The organism is Pseudarthrobacter sp. MOO14 (genome assembly GCF_058267675.1).
On record NZ_CM177849.1, the window covers coordinates 3,225,464 to 3,246,246 of the forward strand.

Consider the following 20,783-nt stretch of genomic DNA (forward strand, 5'->3'; position numbering starts at 1 on the left):
CGTCAGTCTGCCGTGGTGGCAGGTCCAAGCTGCAACCAGGCAGTCTCGCCGGATGCGAGGGCATGGCCCGTGGACCCCGGCAGGCTGCGAAGGAGGACGTGGCCGGACGGCATCTCCAGCGGCTCATGGATCAGGTTCATAAGCACCAGCGTAGTGCCGTTCACATAGCCGAGGGAGGATCCGGTGCACCAGTCTTCCGCCCAGGACAGGGATCCCCGGCCCAGATCGAGCTCCCGGCGCCGCGCCAGGGCTTCACGGTACAGGGCCAGGTGCGACGACGGTGACTCCGCCTGCACGTCACGGGCAAGTTCCGCGAAGGACGACGGAATCGGCAGCCAGGGATCGCTCCCGGAGCCGAATCCCAGGTGCCGGTCGTCGGCCCGCCAGGGCAGCGGAACGCGGCAGCCGTCGCGGCCAAGGCGCTGGCCGTTGGTCCGGGCGAAGGTCGGATCCTGCCGCAGATGGCCGGGGATGTCGATGCCGTCAGGCAGCCCCAACTCTTCTCCCTGGTAGAGGTAGGCGGCCCCGGGAAGCCCCAGCATGAAGAGTGAAGCGGCCGCTGCTCGACGCCGTCCGAGGTCCTCGTCCGGCTGGGGATCGCCGGTACCGATGCCGTCGCCGTCGCGCGGGCCGTGGCCGTTGTAGCCAAACCGGCTGGCATGCCGGACTACGTCGTGGTTTGAGAGGACCCACGTGCTCGGGGCGCCGACGCCCTCCAGGACGGTCAGTGAGTCCGTGATAACCGACCGCAGCCGGTAGACATCCAGTCCGGCGTGGAGGTAGGGAAAGTTGAACGCCTGGTGCATCTCGTCCGGCCGGACCCAGTGGGCCAGCCGGTGGAGGTCAACACTCGCCTCGGCGCACAGAATCCGGTCCGGGCCGTATTGGTCCAGGATCTGCCGCCATCTCCGGTAGATGTCGTGGACGGCGGGTTGACCGAACATGGGTGCCTCATGGCCCGGGTAGCCGTCGCTGCTGCCGCCGTCGGCACGTCCGCCCCATGCCGGCAGGCCCGGTGCTTTGACCAGCGCGTGGGCCACGTCCACCCGGAAGCCGGAGACGCCGCGGTCCAGCCAGAACCGGAGCACCCGTTCGAATTCTGCATGGACCGCCGGGTTGTCCCAGTTGAAGTCCGGCTGGGAGGAGTCGAAGAGGTGCAGGTACCACTGGCCGGGCTCGCCGTCAGGTTCCACCACGCGCGTCCAGGCCGGACCGCCGAAGTGGGACTGCCAGTTGTTCGGAGGCTCCTGGCCTTCCGGGCCGGTCCCGTCCCGGAAGATGAACATGTCCCGCTCGGGGCTTCCGGCTGGCGCTGCAAGGGCTGCCTGGAAAGCCGGGTGCTGGTCCGAGCAGTGGTTGGGTACCAGGTCAACGATGACCCGCAGCCCGAGCCGGTGCGATTCTGCCATCATGACGTCGAAGTCGCCCAGGGTGCCGAAGATCGGGTCCACGTCGCAGTAGTCGCTGACGTCGTAGCCAGCATCGCGCTGCGGTGACCGGTAGAAGGGCGAGAGCCAGACGGCGTCCACGCCCAGGCTTGCCAGATGCGGCAGTTCCTCGGTGATCCCGGCCAGGTCGCCCACGCCGTCGCCGTTCAAGTCACGGAACGAACGGGGATAGACCTGGTAGATCACGGCGGACCGCCACCAGCCGGGAATGGCGTCAGCGGCGTGGATAAGCGTCAATGGACCGGCAACGCTTGCAGTGTCCTGGGTCACAGTTTCGACAGACATGACAGTCAGCATAACGGCTGGAAGCGATTTAAATGAAAACGCTTCCATAACGTCCAGGCGCGCAGTTTAGGGGCTGAAGAGCGCGTAACACGCCATAGTCTGGAAGCGATTTCAAAGCCCGGAATACCGGACCGGTCCGGCGGACGGCGCCTAGACTTGGTGGATGTGTCCGACGACGGGTGGAGGGTTTGTGGGAAGCATTGTTGAGGATCTGGAAGCCGTCTTGGCGCCCGGGCAGCTGGATCGCGGCGAGGCTGCGCTCCACCGCTACGCCATTGACCAGGCACCGGTCTTGGACTTCCAGCTACCCCTGGCCGTCGTGTTCCCCGAGTCAGTGGCCGATGTCCAGGCGGTAGTGCGGGCGTGCGCGGCCGGGGGAGTGGCGATCATACCGCGCGGTGCCGGTACAGGAGTGTCCGGCGGGGCGCACGCCACCAGGAACTGCATTGTCCTCTCGCTGGAGCGGATGAACCGGATCCTTGCCCTGAGCCCGGACGACGAAACGGCCGTGGTGGAGCCCGGCGTCGTCAATGCCGTCCTCAACGAGGCCGCCGCGGTGCACGGCCTCATGTACGCCCCGGACCCCGCAAGTTTCCGCAGCTCCACCATTGGCGGCAACGTAGCCACCAATGCCGGCGGCCTTCGCTGCGCCAAGTACGGGGTCACCAGGGACTCGGTCCTGGCCTTGGACGTCGTGCTGGCTGACGGCTCCCTGATCCACACCGGCCACCAAACCTTCAAGGGCGTGGCGGGCTACGACCTCACGGGCCTCTTCGTGGGGTCCGAAGGAACACTTGGCATCGTCGTCGGAGTCACGGTGCGATTGAAGTACCTGCCCCGGGAAGTCCACACCGTTGCTGCGTTCTACCCGGACTTCCGGCTTGCCGCCGCAGGGGTCCTGGCCGTGGGCAAGGCGCGCGTCCAGCCCGCCATCATGGAATTGCTCGACGGCGGCACCCTGGCCCAGCTCGATGACATCCACGGATCGGACCTCACGGCACGCGGAAAGTCCCTGCTCCTGGTTCAGACAGACGGGTTTGGAGCTGCCGCCGAAGCAGACGTTGTGCGCCAGGTCCTCAAGGCAGGCGGTGCCACGGTCACCACCGAGGCCAGCGCCGAAGCGGAACGGCTGGTGGAGCTCCGGCGTCACAGCCGGGGCACCGAGGTGGACGATGAATTCCGGGTGGGTGAAGACGTTGCCGTGCCGCGGTCCCGGCTGGTGGACTACGTGGCGGCGCTCGAGGCCCTCGCAGCCACCCAGCGGGTGCACCTCAAAGTGGTGGCGCATGCCGGTGACGGCAACCTGCACCCCACCTTCTGGATCGACCGGCAGGGGGACACTGTTGACGCCGATGCGATGAAACGCCTCCAGGCTGCCTTGGATGAGTCGATCACGGCGGCGTTGGCCATGGGCGGCACCATCACCGGGGAGCATGGCATAGGCCAGTACAAGCTGCGCTGGCTGGGCCAGGAGCAGCCCGAGCCGGTCCGGGAACTGCAGCGCCGGATCAAGGACTTGTTCGATCCTGCGGGAATCCTCAATCCGGGGAAGGCGATCTAGGGTCAGTCGTCCGAGTCCGGGTATTCCTCGTCGGACTCATCGGCACCGTACCGGGATTCCTCGCTTTCCACCTCAAGGATTTTCAACATCTCGGTGTCGGGGTTCAGCATGATGGCGGCCTCGTCCCGCCGGTGCCGGAGGATCGAGTCGATGTAGGACTGTACGGCCTCGGCCAGCGGGATGTGGCGTTCCTGCTTTTCCGACATGTACCAGCGGTGTTCCAGTACTTCGTGGACCACCTCGGCGTGCTCCAGCTTGCCGGAAAGATCGCGCGGGATGGAGCGGACAATGGGCTCGAAGATCTGGCTCACCCACAGGTGGGCGCTGTATTCCTCGTCCATCTCCGGATTGTTGTCCGCCCGGAAGGAGTCCATGTCGTTGAGGAGCCGGCGGGCCTGGTTTTCCTGTGCGTCCAGGCCGGTGAGCCGCAACAGCCGGCGCTGGTGATGCCCGGCATCAACCACTTTGGGCTGCAGTTGGATGGTCGAGCCGTTCTGCGTGGTCTTGATGGCGTATTCCTCGACGTCGAAGCCGAGTTCGTTCAGGCGCCGGATCCGGGCTCCCACCCGCCAGCGTTCGCCGAGTTCGAAGGATTCCTTCTCCGTCAGTTCCGCCCACAGCCGCCGGTAGCTGTCCATGATCAGCTCACTGGTGGCGACCGGGTCCACTTTCTCCTCGATCAACCCGCCATCGAGCAGGTCCATGAGCTCACCAGCGATGTTCACCCGGGCAATCTCAAGGTCGTATTCGCGCTGGCCCGTGGACAGGTCCGGGTAGAGCTCGCCCGTTTCAGCGTCCACCAGGTAGGCGGCGAAAGCGCCGGCGTCACGGCGGAACAGGGTATTGGAAAGGGAGACATCGCCCCAATAGAAGCCGATGAGGTGCAGCCGGACCAGCAGGAGGGCCTGGGCGTCGATGAGGCGGGTCAGCGTGTCCTTGCGCAGCATCTGGGAAAACAGTGCCCGGTAGGGCATGGAGAACTTCAAGTGACGGGTCACCAGCACCGGATTGAGCGGGCGCCCGTCCGGGGTGGTGCGACCGGTGATCACGGCCACGGGCTCCACGCAGGGGACATCCAGCCGGGCCAGCTTGCGGAGCATGTGATACTCGTGGCGGGCCACGTGCTCGGATGTTTCCTTAATGGCGATGACCGAGCCGCCCAGGTGGGCGAACCGCACGATATGCCTGGAAATACCGCGGGGGAGTGCAGCCAGGTACTGCGCGGGCCACTCCTCCAGGGCAATGTGCCACGGCAGGTCCAGCAGTTCCGGATCGGCCGCTGCGGCCGTGATGTTCAGCGACGACGCTACCGAGGACACTTTGTTGTCGTCGGCACTGGCCGCCACGAACCGCGGCAGCTTGCCGATCTGCGCGTAGTCGGTGGGTTCGTCGTGCCACTGGGCGCTGTTTTCCTCGGTCATGGGTCAATTCTTCCGTACGCAGGGCAGGGACGATAAATCTTCGTTAAAGGCCGACGGCGGCCCGCACCTTGATGAAAGGGTGCGGGCCGCCGTCGGTTCCGTGGCTAAGGCCGCTGAGTGCCGGTGGGGACTAGTCGCCCAGGCGCAGGCCGGTCTTGGTGTCGAACAGGTGCACGTGGCCGGACTGCGGACGGACGTAGATGACCTCGCCCTTCATCGGAGGACGGCGGCCGTCGACGCGGGCCACGATGTCGTGGTCCTTGCCGTCGAGCGTGGTGTGTCCGTAGACGTAGGCGTCGGCGCCGAGTTCTTCGACGACGTCGACCTCAACCTTCAGGCCCTCACCCTGCGGAGCGGTTTCAAGGTCTTCGGGACGGGAGCCCAAGGTGACCGTGGAGCCGTGCGCCTCTTCGAGGACGTCGCGCGGCACGGGGTACACGGTGCCGCCGAACTGCACGCCGCCGTCGACGACCGGGAGTTCCAGCAGGTTCATGGCGGGGGAGCCGATGAAGCCGGCAACGAAGACGTTCTTGGGACGGTCGTAGAGGTTGCGCGGGGTGTCAACCTGCTGCAGCAGGCCGTCCTTCAGCACTGCCACGCGGTCGCCCATGGTCATGGCCTCGACCTGGTCGTGGGTCACGTATACGGTGGTGACGCCCAGGCGGCGGGTCAGCGATGCGATCTGGGTACGGGTCTGGACGCGGAGCTTCGCATCCAGGTTGGACAGCGGCTCATCCATGAGGAAGACCTGCGGGTTACGGACGATTGCGCGGCCCATGGCAACGCGCTGGCGCTGGCCACCGGAGAGGGCCTTCGGCTTGCGGTCCAGGTACTGCTCAAGGTCGAGGAGCTTGGCGGCTTCACGGACTCGCTCAGCGCGCTCTTCTTTGGAGACGCCGGCGATCTTGAGGGCGAAGCCCATGTTGTCCGCAACAGTCATGTGCGGGTACAGGGCGTAATTCTGGAAGACCATGGCGATGTCGCGGTCCTTCGGCGGCACATCGGTGACGTCGCGGTCACCAATGAGAATGCGGCCTGCGTTGACGTCCTCAAGGCCTGCGAGCATGCGCAGCGAGGTGGACTTACCGCAACCGGAGGGTCCAACGAGGACCAGGAATTCGCCATCGGCGATGTCGATGTTGAGCTTGTCGACGGCGGGCTTATCTGTGCCCGGGTACAGACGCGTAGCGTTATCAAAAGTAACTGTAGCCACAGTTATCAATCCCTTCACCGGCAGGTACGTGCCGGACGATCCGTTGTGAATGGTTCATGTTTATTCAGTTGTGTTCCAGCAAAGTGCTCCGGGTCATTGCCCGGAGCACCCAATGACGCCGCACGGTGTTTGTGCGCCACATCACATCAAAGAGTATGCCAGAGTGGGCCGTCTTTTGCGTAAATGTTACGAACGTCACATGCGGCGTTGGTCACTGCCCTAGCCGGAGGCGGCTTCGGGGTCTTCTTCAGCCACGGCGATGCTTCGCTCCTGCAGCAGCACCTCCAGCAGTTCGGCGATGTGCACAGGTGCTTCCACCCGGTACTGGGCCTGGGTGAAATCAAGGCCCACCTTGACCCCCACGTCGCCCGGCTCCAACCGGCCGAACGCGTCCTCGTCCGTCACGTCGTCGCCGGCGAACAGGACGGCTGTGGCCCCGGTGGCCTGCCGAAGGAAGGCGACGCCTTCGCCCTTGGATGCGTTCACCACCGAGGTTTCCAGGACACGCTTGCCCTCCTTCAGGAACACCCCCTTGCGGTCCTGCAGCGACGCCCGGGCGGCCGCAACGGCGTCCTCGGCGACGTCGTCGTCAGCCTGGCGGGTGTGCAGGACGACGCCGGCGGGCTTGTCCTCCAGGGACGTTCCGGGAGCCTCTGCCACGATCTCGGCCAGCACCGACCGGACGTCGGCGAGAAGCGCTTTCTGGTCCTCCTCCAGCGCCAGCTCAGTGGAGCCGGGTCCCAGCCACGCTTCGGCGCCGTGGCTTCCAATGAGAAGGGTGTCCACCGGCGGCGACGCAACCTGCCGCAGGCTGGCGAGGGCACGGCCCGAGATGAGTGCCGTCGTCGTCCGTGGAAGCACCGCAAGGCCGGCGAAGGCTGCTGCCGAGCGTGGCAGCGGCCGCGCGTCCTGAGCGCTGTCCACGATGGGAGCCATGGTGCCGTCGAAATCCATGGCCACCAGCAGGTGTGCGGTTCCGGCGATCCGGCGCAACGCTTCCCTCAACTCGGGGGTCAATGCCAGCTGCCGCTTGGTGGGGCGGCCTTCAGGAGTCATCGCGAACCACCTTTTCGTTCAGCGCGCGCAGGAAGTCCGCGGACCAGTGGTCGACGTCGTGGTCCAGGATCTGGCGGCGCATGGACCGCATGCGGCGCGAGGCTTCCCGGGGCGTCAGTTCCACCGCGTTCATGATCGTGTTCTTGAGTCCTGCGATATCGTGCGGGTTGACCAGGAGCGCCTGCTTGAGCTGGTCCGCTGCACCCGCGAATTCGCTCAGGACCAGGGCGCCGTCGTTATTGTTCCGGGCGGTGACGTACTCCTTGGCCACCAGGTTCATCCCGTCCCGGAGGGCGGTGACGAGCATGACGTCCGCGGCCAGGTAGAGGGCCACCATTTCCTCCACCGGGTAGCTGTGGTGCAGGTAGCGGACCGCGGTGTTCTCAAGGGTGTCGTAGGTGCCGTTGATGTGGCCCACGGTCCCTTCCACCTCCTCGCGGAGCAGCCGGTACTGTTCCACCCGCTCCCGGCTGGGCGATGCCACCTGGATCAGCGTGGCCTCGCCAACGGTGAGCCGGCCGTCCGCCAGAAGCTCTTCGAAGGCCTTCAGCCGGTGGCGGATGCCCTTGGTGTAGTCCAGCCGGTCCACACCCAGCAGGATCGTTTTCGGGTTGCCCAGGTCCTGCCGGATCTGCCGGGCCCGTTCGATGATTTCTGGCCTGGCGGCTAGCTCGGTGATCTGCTTGACGTCGATGGAGATCGGGAAGGCCTGCGCCCGCGCAATGTGCGTGATCAGGCCATCCTGGCCCTTGACGTGCACCTGCTGCTGCTTGACGCTGGCACCGAGGAACCGGCGGGCGGACCGCATGAAGTTTCCGGCGTCGCTGACGCGCTGGAAGCCCACCAGGTCGGCACCGAGCAACCCGTCGATGATGGCCTGCCGCCACGGGAGCTGGGCAAAGATTTCCGGCGGCGGGAACGGGATGTGGTTGAAGAACCCGATCCGGAGATCGGGCCGCGCTTCGCGGAGCATCCGCGGAACCAGCTGCAACTGGTAGTCCTGGACCCAGACGGTGGCGCCGTGGTCCGCGTACCGCACCACGGCGTCGGCGAACCGCCGGTTGACCTTGCGGTAGGCATCCCACCAGGCCCGGTGGAATTCCGGCGGGGCGATGACGTCGTGGTAGAGCGGCCAGAGGGTGGCGTTGGAGAAGCCTTCGTAGTACAGCTCCACGTCGTCCGTGCTGAGCTGTACCGGGACGAGGTCCATCCCGCCATGGCTGAACGGCTTGACGGTTTCGTCAGGTGCTCCGTGCCAGCCAACCCAAGCGCCGTCCGTCTTGGTCATCATCGGTGCGAGGGCAGTCACCAGTCCGCCGGGGGACCGCCGCCAGCCGGATCCGTCGTCACCTCCGTCGGCGGGCGCCACGCGGTCAACCGGCAGCCGGTTCGAGACCACCATGAAGTCGTACTTCGTGTGCGCGGCATGGCTGGAATCCGTACCTGCGGCCTGTGCCGTGCCGGCGGGTTTTTCCTGGACGGGTGTTTGCATTGCGGCCCCCTGGGGTTGCTTGTGCCTCTAAGCCACACTAGCCGGACGGAATCATCGGGGCTATTCGTCCGTTGGTCAACCCGGAGGAATGGTTGAAACCGCAAGCTCCCAGATTTCTCCCCTAAAATGTGGGGGTGCCACCTAGTGGTCCCCCTTCGTCGACCGACCCAAGGAATTCATGAGCCCCGCAAACGAAGTACGTAAGTCCAAGGCTGAGCGAACCGCGGAGGCGCGGGAAAAGGCGCGCCTGATCCGTGAAGCACAGGCAAAAAAGGACAAGCGCAACAAGCTGCTGATCGGCTGGGGCATTGTCGCGGCTGTGGTGGCCATCCTGGTAGTGGTGGCCCTGGTGGTCACCAGCAGTTTGAAGCAGAATGCCCCGATTGCGGATCAGGGGCCCACACCGGCCAACGCCAACATCCATGGCGGCGTTACCCTGCTTGCCAACTCGGATGTGGCCAAGAGCGACCCGGCAACGGTGGACGCCAATTCCGTGGGGGATGCACCGAAGACTCCGCCGGCGGAAGTCGTTGCACCCGGCGCGGAAGCGGTGGCCGGCAAGCCGGTCAAGGTGGTCCTCTACGTCGACTTCATCTGCCCCATCTGCAAGAACTTCGAAACGCAGTACAACGACCAGCTCACGTCCTTGCGCAACGACGGCAAGATCACCGTGGAGTACCGGCCGCTCGGCTTCCTGGACAGCCGGTCCACCACCAACTACTCATCACGTGCGGCGAATGCGGCGGCCTGCGTTGCCAACACGGCTCCGCAGAAGTACGCCGACTACTTCAGTGCCTTGTACGCCCAGCAACCGGCTGAAGGCAGTGCCGGCCTCTCGGACAACGACCTCAAGAAGATGGCCTCAGACATGGGCGTGGACATCGGTTCCTGCGTAGATGACAAGACCTACCGCCCGTACGTGAAGTACGCGACGAAGGAGGCCTCGGCCATCGGTGTCACGGGGACGCCGACCGTCTTCGTTGACGGCAAGCAGTGGGGCAAGGGAGACAGCGCCCAGACGCCGTTCCCGGACTTCCTGCAGGCAGCCATCGCCGCCAAGGGCTAAACGCCGGGAATCCTCGCAAGGGCCCGTTTCGGAACGTATCCGGGGCGGGCCCTTTCGCTGTCCGCTGCCGGTGTGGCGGCGTTTTTACCCCCGGCGGGAGTTGGGCTAACCTTATCTAGCGCCGTGACGGCGCAGGCCCCCAGGGGTCACGCCTCCTTAGCTCAGTTGGCCAGAGCACCGCTCTTGTAAAGCGGGGGTCGTCGGTTCGAATCCGACAGGGGGCTCCGGTGCGACGGCCCCGGTTCGAGGTTCCAGGAACTTCGGCCGGGGCCTTGTCTTTCCCGGGGATTATGCTGGACCCATCCCAATAATCAGCCTGCTGACTAAAGGAGGATGGGTGCCATGCCCAAGACCGGAAAGAATGACCACGCCCGCAAGGAAGAACTCCCTTCGACCCTGCAGCGGTCCGGGCGAAAAGCCCAGGACACGTTCGCCAAGACCTACGATTCGGCCCTCGAGTCCTACGACCATGACGAGGAACGGGCGGCCCGCACGGCGTACGCGGCAGTGAAACACAGTTACGAAAAGGTGGGCGACCACTGGGAGCCCAAGGAAAAACGCGGTCCGTCGGACAAGCACGCCGAGGAGGGCCTGCGCTCAACCGAACCCACAGCCGGAGGCGTTGATGCCAACGCGTCCAAGGAACACCTCTACAAACTGGCAAGGGAACTGAACGTCAAGGGCCGCTCGACGATGGACAAGGCCCAACTGGTGGAGGCACTCCAAAAGGCGAACACCAAGGCAACCCGCAAAGCCCGCAGCAAATAGCCTCTGCTCTTGCCGTCCCGCCGCCCAAGGTGTCGAATCAGAGGATACGTCCAGTCCGGCCGGCAATGATGCCAGGAGGTTCCCATGTCGGTGAAGAGCACCAAGGAGTCAGTGCGGGCGGCCGGCGGCAGAAGCGGCCCCGATGCACGCCGGGCAGATCAAAACGCCGGCATTGCCGCCTCGGACCCCGGCCGGATCCGCAACGTGGCCCTGGTGGGGCACTCCGGCGCCGGAAAGACGATGCTGATCGAGGCCTTGCTCGCCGCAAACGGCATGATCACCCGCAAGGGCTCCATCGTGGACGGAACAACCGTCAGCGACTCCGACCCGGCGGCTGTGCACCAGCAGCGCTCGGTCACGCTGTCCTTGGTGCCGCTGATGGTGGAGGACGTCAAAGTGAACCTGATGGACACCCCGGGCTACCCGGATTTCATCGGGGAACTGCGGGCCGGGCTGCGTGCCTCCGATGCTGCCCTGTTCGTGGTCTCCGCGGTGGATGGTATCGACGCCACCACCACCGCGCTGTGGGGCGAGTGCGAACACGTGAGGCTCCCGCGCGCCGTCGTGATCACCCGGATGGACCATCCGCGCGCAGACTACGGGCGGACCCTGGCAGCCTGCCAACAAGCCTTCGGCGACGCCGTTTTGCCACTGTGCGTGCCAGTGCAGGGGGAGGGGGCGGACGCCTCTTTGCTGGGCCTGCTGTCCCGCGAGGTCACCGATTACTCGTCGGGTGACCCATCGCCAGCAACCCGCCCGGCTGACCCTGCCGAGCTCGACGCAGCAGGGCCGGCCCGCGGAACCCTGATCGAGGGAATCATCGCCGAAAGCGAAGATGAGACGCTCATGGACCGCTACCTGGACGGTGAGGACGTCGACCCCGCAGCGCTCGCAAGCGACCTGGAAACCGCCGTCGCCCGCGGCTCGTTCTTCCCGGTGCTGCCCACATCCGCCGTCACCGGCCTCGGTACCGCCGAGCTCCTGGAACTGCTGGTCAGTGCTTTCCCGCCGCCGGGGGAGCGGAGCCTGCCGGACCTGACCGACCTCGCGGGAGAGCCTGCCGGAACCCTGTCCTGCGATCCGTCCGGTCCGCTTGCCGCGGAGGTGGTGCGGACATCCAATGATCCCTTCCTGGGCCGCATCTGCCTGGTGCGGGTCTTCTCCGGAACCCTGCGTGAGGATTCGCCCGTGCACGTGGGCGGCCACGGCCTGGCCGACCGGGGCCACCAGGACCACGACACCGACGAACGCGTGACCCATATCTACTCGCCACTGGGGGCCAGCCTGCGTCCCGTGCCTTACTGCGTGGCGGGGGACCTCTGCGCCCTGGCCAAGCTGGGGAGCGCCGAAACAGGAGACACCATTTCCGCACGGGACATGCCGCTGCTGCTCGCCACCTGGGAAATGCCGGAGCCGCTGCTGCCGGTCGCCGTGGAAGCGGACTCCCGCAGTGACGAGGATGCGCTGGCCCGCAGCCTGGGCAGGATTGCGGCGGGCGATCCCACCCTGCGGGTGGACCGGAATGCCGAAACGCACCAGTTGGTGCTGTGGTGCATGGGTGAGGCGCATGCGGAGGTAGTGCTCGACAGGTTGCGCGAACAAGGCGTGAAACTCCACACCGTTGACGTGGTGACGCCGCTGCGGGAGACCTTCGCCGCGCCCGCCGCAGGCCATGGCCGCCATGTCAAACAATCCGGCGGTCACGGCCAGTACGCCGTATGCGACATCGAAGTGGAACCCCTGGAACGCGGTGCGGGGTTCGAATTCGTGGATAAAACCGTGGGTGGCGTCATTCCGGGAACGTTCATCCCGTCGATCGAGAAGGGCGTCCGGGCACAGATGGAGCGGGGCGTCTCCGCAGGCTTCCCTGTGGTGGACCTGCGCGTGACCGTCGTGGGCGGCAAGGCCCACAGCGTGGATTCATCCGACGCCGCATTCCAGTCGGCGGGGGCCCTGGCGCTCCGCGAGGCTGCGGCCGCGGGAAAGATCCAGCTCCTCGAACCCGTGTCCGCGGTGGCCATCACTGTGTCGGACGAGCACGTGGGGACGGTCATGAGCGACTTGTCCGGCCGGCGCGGGCGCCTGACCGGCACCAATTCCTCCGGCCAGGGCCTCACCGAGATCAGTGCCGAAGTTCCGGACCAGGAACTCCTGAGGTACGCGGTGGAACTGCGCGCCTTGACCGCCGGCACCGGCAGGTTCCGCCGGCACTACCTGCGCCATGAACCGGTGCCATCGAATTTCAGCCCCTCCTGATCCCGCCCGGGCAGGAACTTCGCCAAGGAACGCCGGCCGCCCGTGAACGCCGCTACACGAAAAATCCAAAACATCTACCTAACGTTGACGCTGGGCAACACCCTCGCGGCGTCCTTTATCTGGGGCATCAACACACTGTTCCTGCTCGATGCGGGCTTGAACAACTTTGAGGCCTTCGCCGCGAACGCCTTCTTCACGGCAGGCATGGTGCTCTTCGAAGTACCCACCGGGGTGGTCGCGGACAGCTGGGGGCGGCGGGTGTCGTTCCTGCTGGGCACTGTCACCCTGGCCGGGTCCACCTTCCTTTACTACCTGCTCTGGCAGTTGCACGCGCCGTTCTGGTGGTGGGCGGCCGTTTCGGCGCTGCTGGGGCTCGGTTTTACCTTCTTCTCCGGCGCGGTGGAGGCCTGGCTGGTGGATGCTCTGCACTTCACCGGCTACGAGGGCACCCTCGAAGCGGTCCTGGGCCGCGGCCAGATGGTTTCCGGCATCGCCATGCTGGGCGGTTCGGTGGCAGGCGGGGTGATCGCGCAGGCCACCAACCTGGGGGTGCCGTTCCTGCTGCGCGTCGCGGTCCTGGTGGCCATGTTTGCCGTTGCGTTCCTTCTCATGCACGACGTCGGCTTCACGCCCGAGCGCTCGGCCCACCCGTTGCAAGCCACCCGGGCAGTCCTCCGGGCTTCGCTCGACGGCGGGCTGAGGAATCCGCCCGTGAGGTACATGATGCTGGCCGCGCCCTTTACCGAAGGCGTGGGCTTTTACGTCTTCTATGCCCTCCAGCCCTACCTGCTGCAACTGTTCGGCGATCCGAGGGCCTACGCCATTGCGGGCCTGGCCGCAGCCATTGTGGCCGGGGCCGACATCGTGGGCGGCTGGCTGGCGCCGCAGGTCCGGAAGCTGGTGCACCGGCGCACCACCGTGCTGATCGGCTCCAACATCATCAGCTCGGTGGTTTTGGTGGTGCTGCTGGCAACCAACGTCTTTTGGCTGGCGCTGGTGCTTCTGGCCCTCTGGGCAGTGGTGGCTTCCGCCGGCACCCCGGTCCGCCAGGCCTACCTCAATGACATGATCGCCTCCCAGCAGCGGGCCACCGTCCTCAGCTTCGCATCGCTCATGGGCTCAAGTGGCGGGGTGGTGGTGCAACCGCTGCTTGGCAGGGCGGCGGACCTTTACGGCTACCCTGCCTCCTTGGCCATGAGCGGGGTCGTGCAGTTGCTGGCGGCACCATTCATCCTGCTGAGCCGGCGGCGGCGCTCGCCGGCCGATGCCGGGGCGGGCCTGCCGGCCGCGCCCTGACCAGGTTGGGAAGCACACACCGGACGACATGCAGCGAAGGCCCCTGGCCACGGACGGTATGCGTCCGGGGCCAGGGGCCTTCGAAGAACTGCCTGCCGGTGGCAGAAGCCGGTATTACTTGACGCCGGCCTCCACCGGTTCGCTGGCCACCGGCGTCAGTTTCTCCGCGGTGGGCGGAGGAGTGGTCTTCAGCCTGAACCGTCTTCCAAGGTCGCTGCCGCCGCCGCTGCGGTTCTTGTTGAAGATGTCGAACCCGACGGCGATCAAGAGCACCAGGCCCTTGATCAGCTGCTGGTAGTCCGTGCCCAGGCCCAGGATGGACATGCCGTTGTTGAGCACACCCATGATGAGTCCGCCGATCATGGCCCCGGCAACGGTGCCGATGCCGCCGGTGACGGCCGCACCGCCAATGAACGCCGCCGCGATCGAATCGAGTTCGAATCCGGTTCCGCCTGCCGGTTGGGCCGAGTTGAGCCGGGCCGTGAAGACCAGGCCCGCCAAAGCTGCGAGGACGCCCATGTTCACGAAGAGGCGGAACGTCACGGCCTTGGTCTTGATCCCGGACAGCTCAGCTGCATACAGGTTGCCGCCGATTGCATAGGTGTGCCGGCCAAACACGCTGTTGTTCATCAGTGCCGTGTACGCGATCACCAGGACAGCCAGGACCACCAGGACGATCGGCGTGCCCCGGTAGGACGCCAGCAGGAAGGTGATGATGAGCATCAGCAACGCGGTGAAAGCGGTTTTGATGACGAACCAGACCAGAGGCTCGCTTTCGAGATCGAACTTCTTGCGGATGCGGCGTTCCTTTAGGGCCTGGATCAGGAGTGCCACGGTGGCGCCCACGCCAAGGATGACCGTGAGCCATTCCAGTACTGACGTGCCGCCGGAGATGTCCGGGAGAAAGCCTCCGCCCAGGGCACGCAGCTCCGCAGGGAACGGCGTGATCTGCTGGTTCTTCAGGGTGATGAGCGTCAGGCCGCGGAAGATCAGCATGCCTGCGAGCGTGACGATGAAGGCCGGGATTCCCACGTATGCGATCCAGTACCCTTGCCAGGCCCCGACGAGCGCGCCGACCAGCAGGCACGCAGGGATTGCGGCCCACCATGGCCAGCCCCAGTGCACGATCATGACGCCGGCGACGGCACCGATGAATCCCGCCACGGAGCCGACGGACAGGTCGATGTGGCCTGCGATGATCACCATCACCATGCCGATGGCCAGGATGAGGATGTAACTGTTTTGGACCACCAGGTTGGTGACATTCTGCGGCTCGAGCAGGATCCCGCCCGTCAGTCCTTGGAACAGGAGGACGATCAGGATCAGGGCGACGAAGATGCCAACTTGGCGGAGGCGGCTTGTGAGGAATCCGAGCGACTCTCTTAGGGCTGACATTTCGCTATTCCTTCTCTTTGGTCATGTAATGCATCAGTGATTCCTGGGTGGCCTCGGCGATGGGCACTTCACCGGTGACATGGCCGGCGGCGAGGGTGTAGATGCGGTCGCAGATACCCAGAAGCTCGGGAAGTTCCGAGGAAATGACGATGACGGCCTTTCCTTCGGCCGCGAGCCTGGCAATGATCGTGTAGATCTCATACTTGGCGCCGACGTCGATCCCTCGGGTGGGTTCATCAAGGATGAGGACGTCCGGGTCGGAGAACATCCACTTGCTCAGGACCACCTTCTGCTGGTTGCCGCCGGAGAGCTTTCCGGTGATGGCGGCGACCGAGGGTGCCTTGATGTTCATGCTGGTGCGGTAGCCGTTAGCTACCACGGTCTCCTGGTTTTTGTCGACGAATCCGCGCTTCGCGAGCTTGCGCAGCGATGCCAGCGAGATATTGCGCTTGATGTCCTCGATCAGGTTCAGGCCGTAGTGCTTGCGGTCCTCCGTGGCGTAGGCAATGCCGTGCCTGATCGCGTCCGAGACGGTGGACGTATTGATCTCCTCGCCGTACTTGTAAACCTTGCCTGAGGTGGCCGTGCCGTAAGTGCGGCCAAACACGCTCATGGCCAGTTCCGTCCGGCCGGCGCCCATGAGCCCGGCAAGGCCCACGACTTCGCCCTTCCTGACGTGCAGGTTGGCGTTGCTGACTACCATGCGGGCGTGGTCCTGCGGGTGGCGGACGGACCAGTCTTCGATCCGGAGGACTTCCGCGCCGATGTTCGGCTCGCGTTCCGGGTAGAGGCTCTCAAGGTCGCGGCCCACCATGCCACGGATGATCCGCTCCTGGGTGATCTGGCCTTCATCGAGCCGAAGGGTCTCAATGGTCTTGCCATCGCGGATGATGGTGACAGCGTCTGCCACCTTGCGGATCTCGTTGAGCTTATGGCTGATGATGATGCTGGTGACGCCTTGGCCCTTCAAGTGGAGGATCAGGTCCAGCAGGTGGCCGGAGTCCTCATCGTTGAGGGCGGCCGTGGGCTCGTCCAGGATGAGCAGCTTCACTTCCTTGGACAGCGCTTTGGCGATTTCCACGAGTTGCTGCTTGCCCACGCTGATGTGCTGTACCGGGGTGACCGGGTTCTCATCGAGTCCCACGCGGGCCAGCAGTTTTGCTGCCTCCAGGTTGGTCTTCCGCCAGTCCACCCATCCCTTGGTGGCCTGTTCGTTGCCGAGGTAGATGTTCTCGGCGATGGAAAGGTACGGGCTCAGCGCGAGTTCCTGGTGGATGATCACGATGCCCCGCTTCTCGCTGTCCGAGATGCTGGCGAAATTGCAGGGTTCGTTTTCGAACAGGATTTCCCCGTCGAACGTGTTGTGCGCGTATACGCCGGACAACACCTTCATGAGCGTTGATTTGCCGGCGCCGTTCTCACCGCAGATGGCATGGACTTCTCCACGGTTCACATCAAGGGTGACATCCTGCAGCGCCTTCACGCCCGGGAACGTCTTGGTGATTCCTCGCATTTGAAGAATGGGTGTGTTCATCGTCAATTCCCACTGACTGGTCGAATCTTGGCCTTCCTGCTGCTGCAGGAGGTTGCGGGAGGGGCTGCGGCCGGACGGCCGGCCGCAGCCCCCGGCTGTCTACTTGACGTCGGCGTCGGTGTAGTAACCCGAGTCGATCAGTTCCTTCTTGTAGTTGTCCTTGGTGATGATCACGGACTTCAGCAGGTAAGCCGGGACAACCTTGACCTTGTTGTTGTAGGTCTTGGTGTCATTGGTTTCCGGTTCCTGGCCCTTGAGGACGGCGTCCACCATCTTGACCGCCTGGGCGCCGAGCTGCCGGGTGTCCTTGAAGATGGTGGAGTACTGCTCGCCGGCAACGATGGACTTCACGGAGCCCTTCTCGGCATCCTGGCCCGTGACGACCGGCAGGCTTCCCTTGGCGTAGCCGCCGGTGCTGGTGAGGGCCGAGATGATGCCGATGGACAGTCCGTCATAGGGGGACAGGACGCCGTTCAGCTTGGTACCTGAGCTGTAGGCGGACGTGAGGATATCCTCCATGCGCTTCTGCGCCACGGGTGCTTGCCAGCGGAGGATCGCGGCCTGTTCAAACTTGGTCTGGCCGCTGGGGACCTTCAAGGTGCCGGCATCCATGTACGGCTTGAGGGTGTCCATGGCGCCGGTCCAGAAGAAGTTGGCGTTGTTGTCGTCAGGGCTTCCGGCGAAGAGTTCGACGTTGAACGGACCCTTGCCGTCCACTTTCTTGCCACTGGCGTCAAGGAGTCCCAAGCCGGTCAGCAGCGAGGTGGCCTGCTGGACGCCGACCGTGTAGTTGTCGAACGTGGTGTAGTAGTCCACGTTCGGGGTGCCGTTGATGAGGCGGTCGTACGCGATCACTTTGACGTTCTGCTCCTTGGCCTTGGCCAGGACATCGGTCAGGGTGGTGCCGTCAATGGCGGCGATGATCAGCGCCTTGGCGCCCTTGGTCAGCATGTTTTCGATCTGCGAGACCTGGGTTGGGATGTCGTCATTGGCGAACTGGAGGTCTGTCTTGTAGCCAAGGTCCTTGAGCGACTTCTCGACGTTGGCGCCATCGGCAATCCAACGCTCGGATGTCTGCGTGGGCATCGAGATCCCAACCAGCGAGTCGGCGGGCTTCGCCGCGCCGCTGGATTCGGTTGCCGCGCCACGTGAGCCGCAACCGGTGGCGCCCACCGTCAGCGCGAGGACAAGGGCCACCGCGCCCACGATTTTTTTGATTCTCACCATTTTCTCCTTCCGCGGCAGCACTGCCGCGAAGTGTTATTGGACGAGGCAGCAGCGATGCTCCCTGGTCCTGGCCACATTGTTGATGTGTCGGTTCAATATAGACTGATTTGTGAACGCTAACAAGAGGCGGCTATCAAGTGCATGAACCTGCTTCAATTTCATTGACTTCTGCTTTGTTAGCGTTCACACTTGCTGCAGCGCTTAGCTCGACCGTGACCCCTAGACAACCCCGGCAATGAGGCCCCTGCCTCCCGGGCGGAGGCAACCGAATGCCAGATACATCCTTCAGTTCCAACCCTGACCACTGCGTCGTCGGCGTGGATTACGGAACACTTTCCGGCCGTGCCGTGGTGGTGCGTGTCCGCGACGGGAAGGAGCTCGGCAGCGCGGTCCATGCGTATCCGCACGCCGTGGTCACCGACGTCCTGCCACGTGACACAGCGGGCGACGACGGGGCCCGGCTTCCCGGGGAATGGGCGCTCCAGGTGCCCAACGACTACCGGGAGGTGCTTCGCACTGCCGTCCCGGCAGCGGTGGCCGACGCCGGGATCGACCCGGCGGCCGTCGTCGGTATTGCCACGGACTTCACCGCCTGCACCATGGTGCCTGTCATGGCCGACGGCACCCCACTGAACGAACTGCCGGGCTATGCCAACCGGCCGCACGCGTACGTGAAGTTGTGGCGCCACCACGCGGCGCAGGGGCAGGCCGACCGGATCAACCGGCTCGCCGCCGAACGGGGCGAGGACTGGCTTCCCAGGTATGGGGGGCTGATTTCCTCGGAGTGGGAATTCGCCAAGGGGCTGCAGCTGCTGGAAGAGGACCCCGAAGCCTACGCCGCAATGGACCGCTGGGTGGAGGCGGCGGACTGGATCGTCTGGCAGCTGTGCGGCAGGTATGTCCGCAATGCCTGCACGGCCGGGTACAAGGGCATCTACCAGGACGGGCGCTACCCCTCGGAGGACTTCCTGGCCGCCCTGAACCCGGAGTTCAAGGACTTCGTCAGCTCCAAACTCGAGCACACCATCGGTCGGCTGGGTGACGCCGCCGGCACACTGACCGCGGAGGCCGCAGCCTGGACCGGGCTGCCGGAGGGCATCGCGGTGGCGGTGGGAAACGTTGACGCCCATGTGACGGCCCCGGCAGCGAAGGCGGTGGAACCGGGCCAGCTGGTGGCCATCATGGGCACCTCCACCTGCCACGTCATGAACGGCACGGAACTGCGTGAAGTACCGGGAATGTGCGGGGCCGTTGACGGCGGCATCGTTCCCGGCCTGTGGGGCTACGAGGCGGGCCAGTCGGGCGTGGGAGACATCTTCGGCTGGTTCACGAAATACGGAGTCCCGCCCGAATACCACCAGGCGGCCAAGGCGGCGGGTCTGGGGATCCACGAATACCTCACCGAACTGGCCTCGCGGCAGGCCATCGGGGAGCACGGGCTGATAGCCCTGGACTGGCATTCCGGCAACCGGTCGGTCCTGGTGGACCACGAGCTCTCCGGCATCGTGGTGGGCCAGACGCTCGCCACCAGGCCCGAGGACACCTACCGGGCGCTTCTGGAAGCCACAGCCTTTGGAACCCGCACCATCGTGGACGCCTTCCGCGACGCCGGGGTTCCGGTCAAGGAATTCATCGTGGCCGGCGGCCTGCTCAAGAACAGGCTCCTGATGCAGATCTACGCAGATGCCACCGGCCTGCAGCTTTCCACTATCGGCTCGGAACAGGGCCCGGCCCTGGGGTCGGCGATCCACGCCGCCGTCGCGGCCGGCCACTATGCGGATATCCGCCATGCCGCAGCGGCCATGGGCGCCGAACCCGGGGAGGTCTACACTCCAATCCCGGAAAACGTGGCCGCATACGAGGAACTCTTCCAGGAGTACAAAACCCTCCATGATTACTTTGGCCGGGGCAGCAACGACGTGATGCACCGGCTTAAGGTCATCCAGCGACGGGCCGCCCAGGCGGCCCGGCCCGGAGCAGGCGTCGCCGCCAAAGCAACCCTGGGGGTGTCCGCATGACCGCCGAAACAGGCGCCGGAACCGGCCTCCTGGAAACCATCGCCCGGATCCGGGAAGACGTATGCGCCCTGCACGCTGAGTTGACGCGGTACGAACTGGTGGTGTGGACTGCGGGCAACGTCTCGGCCCGGGTGCCCGGCACCGACCTGATGGTCATCAAGCCGTCCGGCGTCAGCTACCAGGAACTGACCCCGGAGCAAATGGTCGTGACCGACCTGCACGGCACGCCGGTGAGGGGCACCAATGTTGGTGGCGGCGGCACGGTCGATTGGGGCAACCCGCCGCTCTCGCCGTCGTCCGACACCGCCGCGCACGCCTATGTGTACCGGCACATGCCCGAGGTGGGCGGGGTGGTGCACACGCACTCCACCTATGCCACCGCGTGGGCCGCACGGGGTGAGGCCATCCCCTGTGTGCTCACCATGATGGGGGATGAGTTCGGCGGTTCCATCCCGGTGGGCCCGTTCGCGCTGATCGGCGACGATTCGATCGGCCACGGCATTGTGGAGACGCTGAAAAACTCGAACTCACCGGCGGTCCTGATGCAGAACCACGGCCCCTTCACCATCGGCAAGGACGCCCGTTCCGCCGTGAAGGCCGCCGTGATGTGCGAGGAAGTGGCCCGCACTGTCCATATCTCGCGGCAGCTCGGTGAACCCCTACCGATCGACGAAGGCCATATCGACTCGCTCTACGCCCGCTACCAGAACGTCTACGGGCAGTAATCCCCAAACCTTTAACAGGAGT

General features: G+C 65.1%; 15 protein-coding genes and 1 tRNA gene. 8 read left to right on the forward strand and 8 right to left on the reverse strand.

Annotated features, from left to right (window positions below):
* Positions 1–2: 2 nt before the first annotated feature.
* Positions 3–1,745, reverse strand: coding sequence for a glycoside hydrolase family 13 protein (locus AC4EEV_RS15080; protein ID WP_491329338.1), 1,743 nt, complete (start codon positions 1,743–1,745; stop codon positions 3–5).
* A gap of 151 nt (positions 1,746–1,896) precedes the next feature.
* On the opposite strand from AC4EEV_RS15080, the gene AC4EEV_RS15085 reads away from it, so the two are divergent.
* Positions 1,897–3,294 carry an FAD-binding oxidoreductase gene (locus AC4EEV_RS15085; RefSeq protein ID WP_491329339.1) on the forward strand — a complete coding sequence of 466 codons (1,398 nt, stop codon included), beginning with the start codon at positions 1,897–1,899 and terminating at the stop codon, positions 3,292–3,294.
* Between the two features lie 2 nt (positions 3,295–3,296).
* On the opposite strand, the gene AC4EEV_RS15090 is transcribed toward AC4EEV_RS15085, so the two are convergent.
* The 4 genes from AC4EEV_RS15090 to AC4EEV_RS15105 form a co-directional block, all read right to left on the reverse strand.
* On the reverse strand, positions 3,297–4,715 hold the full coding sequence (locus tag AC4EEV_RS15090; RefSeq protein WP_285318377.1) for a DUF4032 domain-containing protein: 1,419 nt from the start codon (positions 4,713–4,715) through the stop codon (positions 3,297–3,299).
* Between the two features lie 130 nt (positions 4,716–4,845).
* Positions 4,846–5,928, reverse strand: a complete 1,083-nt coding sequence (locus AC4EEV_RS15095; RefSeq protein WP_018762103.1) for an ABC transporter ATP-binding protein — start codon at positions 5,926–5,928, stop codon at positions 4,846–4,848.
* A 219-nt stretch (positions 5,929–6,147) separates the two neighbouring features.
* Positions 6,148–6,984, reverse strand: coding sequence for a trehalose-phosphatase (gene otsB, locus AC4EEV_RS15100; RefSeq protein ID WP_018762104.1), 837 nt, complete (start codon positions 6,982–6,984; stop codon positions 6,148–6,150).
* Positions 6,974–8,476, reverse strand: coding sequence for an alpha,alpha-trehalose-phosphate synthase (UDP-forming) (locus AC4EEV_RS15105; RefSeq protein WP_018762105.1), 1,503 nt, complete (start codon positions 8,474–8,476; stop codon positions 6,974–6,976). Before AC4EEV_RS15105 ends, otsB begins: the two co-directional genes overlap by 11 nt.
* A 178-nt stretch (positions 8,477–8,654) precedes the next feature.
* Between AC4EEV_RS15105 and AC4EEV_RS15110 the strand changes: the two genes are divergently transcribed.
* From AC4EEV_RS15110 to AC4EEV_RS15130, 5 genes are all read left to right on the forward strand, one after another.
* Positions 8,655–9,542 carry a DsbA family protein gene (locus tag AC4EEV_RS15110; RefSeq protein WP_491329340.1) on the forward strand — a complete coding sequence of 296 codons (888 nt, stop codon included), beginning with the start codon at positions 8,655–8,657 and terminating at the stop codon, positions 9,540–9,542.
* Positions 9,543–9,692: 150 nt separating this feature from the next.
* A tRNA-Thr gene (locus tag AC4EEV_RS15115) sits at positions 9,693–9,766 on the forward strand.
* A gap of 118 nt (positions 9,767–9,884) precedes the next feature.
* Positions 9,885–10,310 (forward strand): ChaB family protein, encoded by a 426-nt coding sequence (locus tag AC4EEV_RS15120; RefSeq protein ID WP_285318381.1) that lies wholly within the window; start codon positions 9,885–9,887, stop codon positions 10,308–10,310.
* An 84-nt stretch (positions 10,311–10,394) separates the two neighbouring features.
* Positions 10,395–12,566, forward strand: coding sequence for an elongation factor G-like protein EF-G2 (locus tag AC4EEV_RS15125; protein WP_491329341.1), 2,172 nt, complete (start codon positions 10,395–10,397; stop codon positions 12,564–12,566).
* A gap of 42 nt (positions 12,567–12,608) precedes the next feature.
* Positions 12,609–13,862, forward strand: coding sequence for an MFS transporter (locus tag AC4EEV_RS15130; protein ID WP_018762109.1), 1,254 nt, complete (start codon positions 12,609–12,611; stop codon positions 13,860–13,862).
* 114 nt (positions 13,863–13,976) lie between these two features.
* On the opposite strand, the gene mmsB is transcribed toward AC4EEV_RS15130, so the two are convergent.
* From mmsB to chvE, 3 genes are all read right to left on the reverse strand, one after another.
* Positions 13,977–15,257 carry a multiple monosaccharide ABC transporter permease gene (mmsB, locus tag AC4EEV_RS15135; RefSeq protein WP_285249049.1) on the reverse strand — a complete coding sequence of 427 codons (1,281 nt, stop codon included), beginning with the start codon at positions 15,255–15,257 and terminating at the stop codon, positions 13,977–13,979.
* 4 nt (positions 15,258–15,261) lie between these two features.
* Positions 15,262–16,791 (reverse strand): multiple monosaccharide ABC transporter ATP-binding protein, encoded by a 1,530-nt coding sequence (mmsA, locus tag AC4EEV_RS15140; RefSeq protein ID WP_018762111.1) that lies wholly within the window; start codon positions 16,789–16,791, stop codon positions 15,262–15,264.
* A 99-nt stretch (positions 16,792–16,890) separates the two neighbouring features.
* Entirely contained in the window at positions 16,891–18,018 is a 1,128-nt protein-coding gene (gene chvE / locus AC4EEV_RS15145; RefSeq protein WP_206073960.1) for a multiple monosaccharide ABC transporter substrate-binding protein, read from the reverse strand.
* A 269-nt stretch (positions 18,019–18,287) separates the two neighbouring features.
* Between chvE and araB the strand changes: the two genes are divergently transcribed.
* A complete protein-coding gene (gene araB / locus AC4EEV_RS15150; RefSeq protein ID WP_491329342.1) occupies positions 18,288–20,036 on the forward strand; it encodes a ribulokinase in 1,749 nt (582 codons plus the stop codon).
* Positions 20,033–20,761, forward strand: coding sequence for an L-ribulose-5-phosphate 4-epimerase (locus AC4EEV_RS15155; protein ID WP_491329343.1), 729 nt, complete (start codon positions 20,033–20,035; stop codon positions 20,759–20,761). The genes araB and AC4EEV_RS15155 overlap by 4 nt, the downstream gene beginning before the upstream one ends.
* Positions 20,762–20,783 lie beyond the last annotated feature (22 nt).